The organism is Roseiarcus sp., assembly GCF_052145395.1.
In the GTDB taxonomy this organism is placed as follows: Bacteria; Pseudomonadota; Alphaproteobacteria; order Rhizobiales; family Beijerinckiaceae; genus Roseiarcus.
The window spans coordinates 1-7,513 of the sequence record NZ_JBKQOT010000472.1 but is presented as its reverse complement, the minus strand read 5'-3'; the positions used below and the strand labels follow the sequence as shown (position 1 = coordinate 7,513).

Annotated in this window: 6 protein-coding genes; 4 read left to right on the top strand and 2 right to left on the bottom strand. The window is 66.4% G+C overall.

What is annotated here, in order from left to right:
* Window positions 1-274: 274 nt before the first annotated feature.
* Entirely contained in the window at window positions 275-583 is a 309-nt protein-coding gene (locus ACLP25_RS16115) for a septal ring lytic transglycosylase RlpA family protein (protein ID WP_442470196.1), read from the top strand.
* Between the two features lie 160 nt (window positions 584-743).
* Here the strand turns inward: ACLP25_RS16115 and ACLP25_RS16110 are convergent, their stop codons facing one another.
* On the bottom strand, window positions 744-2,390 hold the full coding sequence (locus tag ACLP25_RS16110) for an acyl-CoA dehydrogenase family protein (RefSeq protein WP_442470195.1): 1,647 nt from the start codon (window positions 2,388-2,390) through the stop codon (window positions 744-746).
* A gap of 197 nt (window positions 2,391-2,587) precedes the next feature.
* Between ACLP25_RS16110 and ACLP25_RS16105 the strand changes: the two genes are divergently transcribed.
* The 3 genes from ACLP25_RS16105 to ACLP25_RS16095 all read left to right on the top strand — a co-directional run bounded on the left by ACLP25_RS16105 (window position 2,588) and on the right by ACLP25_RS16095 (window position 6,354).
* Window positions 2,588-3,415: a YihY/virulence factor BrkB family protein gene (locus tag ACLP25_RS16105; RefSeq protein ID WP_442470194.1), complete on the top strand. Its 828-nt coding sequence runs from the start codon at window positions 2,588-2,590 to the stop codon at window positions 3,413-3,415.
* 134 nt (window positions 3,416-3,549) lie between these two features.
* A complete protein-coding gene (locus ACLP25_RS16100) occupies window positions 3,550-4,554 on the top strand; it encodes a nuclear transport factor 2 family protein (protein WP_442470193.1) in 1,005 nt (334 codons plus the stop codon).
* Window positions 4,555-5,079: 525 nt separating this feature from the next.
* Entirely contained in the window at window positions 5,080-6,354 is a 1,275-nt protein-coding gene (locus tag ACLP25_RS16095; protein WP_442470192.1) for a hypothetical protein, read from the top strand.
* 98 nt (window positions 6,355-6,452) lie between these two features.
* On the opposite strand, the gene ACLP25_RS16090 is transcribed toward ACLP25_RS16095, so the two are convergent.
* On the bottom strand, window positions 6,453-7,513 hold a 1,061-nt coding region (locus ACLP25_RS16090), incomplete at its 5' end, for a YcjF family protein (RefSeq protein WP_442470191.1).

Here is a 7,513-nt window from a genome sequence, read left to right as displayed (position 1 = left end):
CGAGACCGACCCCCATCCAAGCCCGCGCCTTCGATCTCCTCGGCCTCAAAATCGCCGCGTAGGCAGAACGCGATGCGCCCGTCGAGTCACGTCAATGACTTGCGCTCACAAACACCGGAAGTTCGGCTTAGGCCGACCCGTCCCGAAAGTCGAACGCTGACCAACCAATCAGATTAAAGGCGATGTCGACCAATGGAAACGAACGATGCCGTTATTTCGCCATATCCAGCTGCGAGAGGGCCCGGCTTCCGTCAACGGAAACGAGGCCTTGTAGATGAAGAAGTACGTGGTTGCTTTCGCGTTGCTCTGTGGTTTTACAGGTACGGCTGCGGCCGGCGAACTAGGTTTGGCTTCATATTACCAATATCCTCATAAAGGTGGACTGATCGCCGCACATCGCACTCTGCCGTTTGGGTCGCAAGTGCGGGTGACGAATTTGGCAAACGGCCGCACGACGGTCGTGAAGATTATCGACCGCGGGCCGTTCATTCGGGGCCGGATCATCGACGTGTCGGTCGCGGCGGCGTCGGCTCTGGGGTTCAAGCAATCGGGCGTCGCCCCCGTCCGGATCGAAAAGCTCTGATCCCGGCCCACCGGCGGTTCGCTTGTCTTCCAGTCGGCAGAGAGGGGCGCGACAGGCGGCGACAATCGGCGCGTCTGCGGCCCATGCACGACAAGCCAGCAGATTTGGCGTCTCGCCGGAGCGCGGGGCGCGGCCGTCTTCCGGCGGCCGCGCCTCGGGTTCAGTTTCCGCCTTCGAGCAGGCGGCGCGCGATCACCTGCGCCTGGATTTCGGCCGCGCCCTCGAAAATGTTGAGGATGCGCGCATCGCACAGCACCCGGGAAATCGGATACTCGAGCGCGAATCCGTTGCCGCCGTGGATCTGCAGCGCGTTGTCCGCGGCGGCCCAGGCCACCCGCGCGGCCAAAAGCTTCGCCATGCCCGCCTCGAGGTCGCAGCGCCGGCCCTCGTCCTTGGCGCGGCCGGCGAAATAAGTGATCTGGCGAGCGATGTGGATCTCGACCGCCATCATCGCCAGCTTGTCGGCGACGCGAGGAAAGTGGATGAGCGTCTTGCCGAACTGCACGCGCTCCTTGGCGTAGCGCAGGCCGAGCTCGAAGGCGCACTGGGCGACCCCGACCGCGCGCGCTGCGGTCTGAATCCGGGCCGACTCGAAGGTCTCCATGAGCTGCTTGAAACCCTGTCCTTCGACGCCGCCGAGGATAGCGTCGGCGGGGACGCGGAAGCCGTCGAAGGCGATCTCATATTCCTTCATGCCGCGGTAGCCGAGCACCTCGATCTCGCCGCCCGACATGCCCTTGGCGGGGAACGGATCCGAGTCGGTCCCGCGCGGCTTCTCGGCGAGCACCATCGAGAGGCCCTTGTAGCCCTTCTCCTCCGGGTTGGTGCGGACGAGCAGAGTCATCAGGTCGGCGCGGACCGGGTGGGTGATCCACGTCTTGGCGCCGTTGACCACGTAGTGGTCGCCTTCGCGCACTGCCCTCGTCCGGAGGCTTGCGAGGTCCGAGCCGGTGTTCGGCTCGGTGAACACCGCCGTCGGCAGGATTTCGCCGCAGGCGATTTTGGGCAGGTACTTTTGCTTCTGCGCTTCGGTGCCGCCGACCATGATGAGTTCGGCTGCGATCTCCGATCTCGTTCCGAGCGATCCGACGCCGATATAGCCGCGCGAAAGCTCCTCGGAGACGACGCACATCGCGACCTTGCCGAGCCCCATGCCGCCATAGGTCTCGGGGATGGTGAGGCCGAACACGCCCATCTCCGACAGGCCCCCGATGACCTCGAGCGGGATGTAGGCGTTGGCGCGATGCCAGCGCTGGGCGTTGGGAACGACCTCGGCGTCGGCGAATCGGCGCATTTCTCCGCGGATCGCCTCAAAAGTCTCGTCGAGGCCGGGGTCGCCGATCGCGCCCTCCGGCGCATGCCTGATGAGCTCGACAAGCGCGGCGCGATTCTGCGGCGTGTTGCCGCCCTTAATCAGCGCGTCGACGACCGCCTCGTCGCGGAACGGTTCGATGTCGGACTCGCTGAGGCCGAAGTCGGCGAGGCGGACGATCTCGCCCTGGTTCATCGGGATGCCGCCGAAAATCTGGGCGAGGTATTCGCCGAGGCCGATCCGCGTCATCAGTTCCTCAGTCGGGCCGAGGCGGCCCTCCTCGTGCATGCGTCGGGCGTAAGCGGCCAGTTCCTTGGTCGCCTCGACGTAGGTGGCGAGCCACGCGAGCCCATGGGCGGCGTGCTGTTCGGCCTCGATCTTGGCGGCGCTGAGCTTGCCGTGCGCGCTGACCCGTTCGCGAACGGCGGTCACGGCGCATTCCAGCAGGCCTTCCGCGGTGAACTGGGCCTGGCGGCCAAGATCGTCGAGCGTCACGGGCGTTTCTCCTTACATGGGCATTCGTCGCTGCTGCGGCGCAACATGCGTCCGCCGCGGGGCGGTTGCAATGCGTCCTTTCGTCGTCAATGAAGGGGAACAGCGGACGGGCGGGTGGCGTTCGGTTTCCTGTGCGGCCACAATGTCGAGGCAGGGGCGGGATCGCAGGCGTCCAGCGAGGGAAGGTTGTGCGCAAGATGGCGTCGATCATTTGGAGCGCGGCGGAGAAGTTCGCCGCCGATGACGGCTGGGCAATCGCCAGCTACATCGGCCTGACCCTGCTCATGTCGCTGTTCCCGTTCCTGATCTTCGTCGGCGCTGTGGCGGGATTCCTCGGCTCGGCGGAATTGGCGAAGGAGGCCGCAAAGCTCATCTTCACCGAATGGCCCGAGGTCGTCGCCCGACCGATCTCCCAGGAGGTGGAGAGCGTCCTGACTGCGCCGAGGGGCGGGCTGCTGACCCTCGGGGCGGTGCTGTCGTTCTATTTCGCCTCGAGCGCGATCGAGGCGCTCCGGGTTGGGCTTAATCGCGCCTACGGCCTCGTCGAGAAGCGGCCCTGGTGGCTTCTCAGGCTGCAATCGCTCGGGCTCGTTCTGGTGGGCTCGCTGGCGCTTCTGGCGCTCGCCTTCCTCGTCGTGCTCGGGCCTCTGATTCTCGACTCGCTCACCGAGTGGATGCCTTGGATCGCCGACGCCCGCAACCTGCTGAATTTCGCGCGCCTCGGCGTCGCGGGGTTCATGCTCGCGATGTCGTTGCTCCTCGCTCATCGGATCCTGCCCGCCCACCGGCCGAGATTCATCGATCTCGTTCCGGGCGTCCTGCTGACGTTCGTCGCCAGCATCGTGTTCGGCGAGGCCTTCGGCGCCTATCTGACGGAGTACGTCCGTAACTACATCTCGATGTACGCGGGCCTCGCCTCGGTGATGATCGCGCTCGTCTATCTGTATTGGGTCGCGCTCCTGTTCGTATTTGGCGGCGAGCTCAACGCCGCGATCATGCGGACCCGCGACCGGCCGTCCGCATAGCGTCGACATTCTACCCAGCTTCCACCGACTGCGCCCGTCCCCTATGTTTCAGATCAATGCCGCGGCGTTCAGGCTGTGCTAAGCGGCTTGGCGGGGTCGATGAGCGATTGGGTGCACTGGGAGGGCGAGGGGCTATGATGCTGGACGTTCCGGGGGGGCCGGTCCAAATCGGGCCGGACCGGCGAAAAGTCATCGAGTGGCGGGTGCGGGAATTGCTGGATTTGCGGTCGAGAGGCGACCTGCAGGGTTTGGCGGCGCGGCTCGCTCCGGACTTCGTTTATCGGGCGCGGGGCGCTTGGCCGATGTGGCCCTATTATGGCGGCCCGATGAGCCGCTCACAGTTCACCGGGGCGGTGGCAAGGGTCAACGCCGAATTCGACCTTGTCGAATGGGACAGCCACGAATTTCTGGTCGAAGGGGAATCTGTCGCCGCGCATGTGACCGTCTCCGCGCGCAACCGGGGCGCCGGCGCGCCGGTCGAATTCGACATCTGGTTCTATTTCCGCTTCCGCGAGGAACTCTTGGCCGAGGCGGCGATGTATGTCGATGCGGCAAGGGCGGCGCGGCTTTTGCCCGGCGGCCTCGTCGAGGTTCACCCGCATGCAGGCGCCCGGGCGCGGAGCCCGGCGGCGGCCGAGCCGCCGTCCCAGCGCGGCGCGGTCCGTACGGATGCGGCGGCGTCCGGGGAGACGGAGAACGGAGCGCCCGCAAGCGTCCGCGAGCGGATGGCCATGGAGCGCGCCGCCCGCGGTTTCTTCGCCCTGCGGGCGAAGGGCGACTCTGCCGCGATGCTCGGCCGTCTGGCGCCGGACTTCGTCTACAATCCGCTCGGGACCTGGACCAAGGCGCCGCTCATGGCGGACCGCTGCGACCGCGCCACGTTCGCCGAGTCGCTCCGGCTGGTGAACGTCGAGTTCGAGGATCTGGGCGGCGAGGTCCATGAAATGGTCGTCGACGGCGATCGGATCGCCGTTCACCGGACGATCAGGGTCCGCAACCGGGGAGCGGGGGAGATTGCCCAGGTTGACGAGTGGGTCTGCTTCCGGGTCCGCACCGGCCTCATCGTGGAAATGGCGTCATACGTCGACAGCGTCAGGGCGGCCCAAGTCGACAAGCCGCCCTACGCGCCGCCGCGATGAGAGGCCGCCCCCAAATGGCTTCGCGCGCCCGAATTCAAAGGGTTAGGCGCCAACTTCTGTCACTTTTTCGCTCTGAGCCCCCGCCTGGCGCGGTGTGAGGCAGCGTTATCGGCCTTGATCTCCCTTAAACTTTGACATTAGGAAACGCTTATGATAAGCTGATTATAATTATGAATCTCATCTATCCGTATGAACGCTTCCGGATCGGCCCATCGTCGATCAAGCGCGATACGTTGACCGCCTCGCTGTCGGGCATGGGCTCCCTTTCCGGGGCGCGAGTTCCGCATCCCCACGGCGCCGGTGGGGCGCGCGGCTCGTTTCCGCCGCGCCGCCCCGCGGACAGCGTCGCTCGGCCTCGTCTCGCAGACCGCCCTTGCCCGATTGCGCTGGCTGAAGCATGCTCGCCGTGCCGATGGCGTGGGGACGACGGGCGCTCGGCGGGGCTCGCTTGTGCAAGGAGGGGGCAACGGCCAACTGGCCGACCCAAACCAGCCCGCATCCAGTCGAAGGAATGGAGGTCGGGTCATGGCGACATTTTTCCTGCGCAGCTACGACGCCAAAGACCCAGGCTATAAACGCGTGGAATCGCCGAACGGTCTCCTCCCGCGGTTCGTGCCCGGCGAGCCGGCGATTTACGGCGACGGCGACGGAGCCTTCGTCCCTTGGGCGATCACGCCGTTGGGGAAGGTCGTCTACGCCCGTTTTGGCGAGGATCGCGCAAGGCCGAACGCCGGCGGACTGCGGTCGTATGACGGCTTCGTCAGCCAGGATCGCCGACGTCTCGCCGAATCGGCGCTCGGACTTTATGCGCTCAACCTGCCGGCCCTGACGAAATCGGCGCTCGACCATGTCACCGGCGAGCTCCTCGCGTATATCGACCGGCTGATCTACACCCGGACGACAACGCCGAAAGCGTTCAAGCAGGCCGTTTACGACGGCATCGGCCATTACTACTATACCAATGGCGGGCAGGGCTTCGGCCGCATCAGCGAACTCGACAAGAAGGTCGTGGGGGTCGACAGGGTCTACCAGGGCATCATGGGCGCGCTGAAAAGCGGCCGGGTCGACCAGCGCGTCGGCCTTCACGAGACCTTCTGCCGGAAAGTCCTATTCGACTCGGCGAAGGGCGTGAACTTCGGGCCCGGCGACCCGGTGCGGAAGACCTATGAGAGCTACGGACCAGTCCTGCGACAGGACTGGTTCGACGACAAGAACAAGCGCGGCCGCCTCGACATTCCAAAGGCCCAGCAGCCCGGGTCGAACACGTTCGGTGGCGTCATGACGACGCAGCAGGGCCTCTCCGACGTCGTGGGCGGCAACGTCGGCCAGACCGCCGTTCCGCGCGCCCGCGGGGTCGACATGTTCGCGCGTGACGTCAACCGCACCCGCGAGCCGGCCGCCGACGACTATTACGACGATCTCGATACGCGAAATCTGCTGTTCGGGGCCGGCATCTCGGGAACCACCGGGACCTGCCTACAGGCCGCGCTGGCTTTCAGCCAGAACGGAGGCCTGACTGGCGAGAGGCTTAAACAATATGTGTTCGCCATCATTGGCTATCTGGTCGGCGGCGGCATGCATTCCTTTCACGAATCCCTGGGGGTGGCGCGAAAAGTCGGAATGCCCTATTTCCCGGGCAAATATATTCCGAGCCTGCCGGATTCGTTCCTGGCGGCCGCCGAGTTTCGGAACTGGCGCGCGGAATATTACGACATCGCCATACTTGGGGCGATCCACTGGCGGCACAACCTTGGCGTTCTGCCGTCCCACCTCAATCCTGCGCTGAAGGCCGCGACCTAGCCGCGCTGCGCCGTGCTTTCCAGCGACGCGGCGTCCTCTCGGACGCCGTTTGGAGCGCCCCTTCGCATCCGCCTCGCTCGCCGAGCGCGGCTCCAGGCTCACTCGCCCTTGCCGCTAAACAAAAACGGCGCGACGTCGGAGACGCCGGGGGGTTTTGACACGGCGAAGGGGGCGGGGCGGCAGACGGCGAGGGCCGAGAGGCCGACGCGGGCGGTCAAGAGGCCGTTCAGCACGCCTTCGCCCATCTTGGCCGAGATGCGCGAGGCGATGCCGTGCCCGACGATCTGCTGGATGATGCTGTCGCCGACCGCCATGCCGCCGGTGATGGCGATGTGGGCGCCGATCGAGCGGGCGAGCTTGATCAGGCCCAAAAAGCCGGGCCGGCCGCCGTAGATCTCGGCGATCCGCCGCACGAGACGGATGATCTGGGCGATGACGAAGATCACGTCGAGGATCGCCCTCGGGCTGATGGCGGTGACAAGCGAGACGGCCTTGGCGGCCTTGGCGATCTCTGCCTGCGCCCTGTCGTCGAGCGGCCTCAGGAGCGCGCGCTCGGCGACGTCGATGAGGTCGCGCCCGTCGATGATCGCCTGGGCCGCCTCCTGAACTTGCGCGCGGGCGCGCGCAGTCTCCGGCCGGTCGCGGTAGAGCGCGATGAGCTTCGCCACCAGCTTTCGCGCGCCGTTGCGGTCGTCGGCGGCGCGGGCCGCGGCGAAGGCGACGTGCATCTCGGCGATCTTGGTCTGGCGGGAGACCGCGAAGGCTTCGCGCGCGATCAGCCCGATAAGGCCGATCCCGAACAGGATTCCGAAGGCGAGGCCGATGAGGCCCAGCGATTCGGCCTTGGCGAACAGGCCCTCGATCAGGTTCGTCGTCCAGAGGCCGAAGGCGAGCGAGGCGAGCCCCGCGACGCCCGTCCAGAAATGGCCGCCGAGGCTGAAGCGCCAGCGCGAGAGGAGCCCGGACTTCTGCGCCGCCTCGACTCCGAGCTCCGCCTCGTCGATCGGCGGCGGCGCGGTCGTGGGCGGGATCGGCTCATGCTGCGACTGGATGATTGCGGCGGGCGTCGGCGGCGCGGGCGCGTCGTCGACCGCAATGCGGACGTCGTCGAGCCGGAAGGCGCGGGGCCGGGGAGGGCGTTGGCTCATGCCAGGCGATC

Bases quoted from the DNA above. Each gene is read 5' to 3' on its own strand.
- ACLP25_RS16115 (WP_442470196.1), top strand. From the start codon at position 275: ATGAAGAAGTACGTGGTTGCTTTCGCGTTGCTCTGTGGTTTTACAGGT.
- ACLP25_RS16105 (WP_442470194.1), top strand. From the start codon at position 2,588: ATGGCGTCGATCATTTGGAGCGCGGCGGAGAAGTTCGCCGCCGATGAC.
- ACLP25_RS16100 (WP_442470193.1), top strand. From the start codon at position 3,550: ATGATGCTGGACGTTCCGGGGGGGCCGGTCCAAATCGGGCCGGACCGG.
- ACLP25_RS16095 (WP_442470192.1), top strand. From the start codon at position 5,080: ATGGCGACATTTTTCCTGCGCAGCTACGACGCCAAAGACCCAGGCTAT.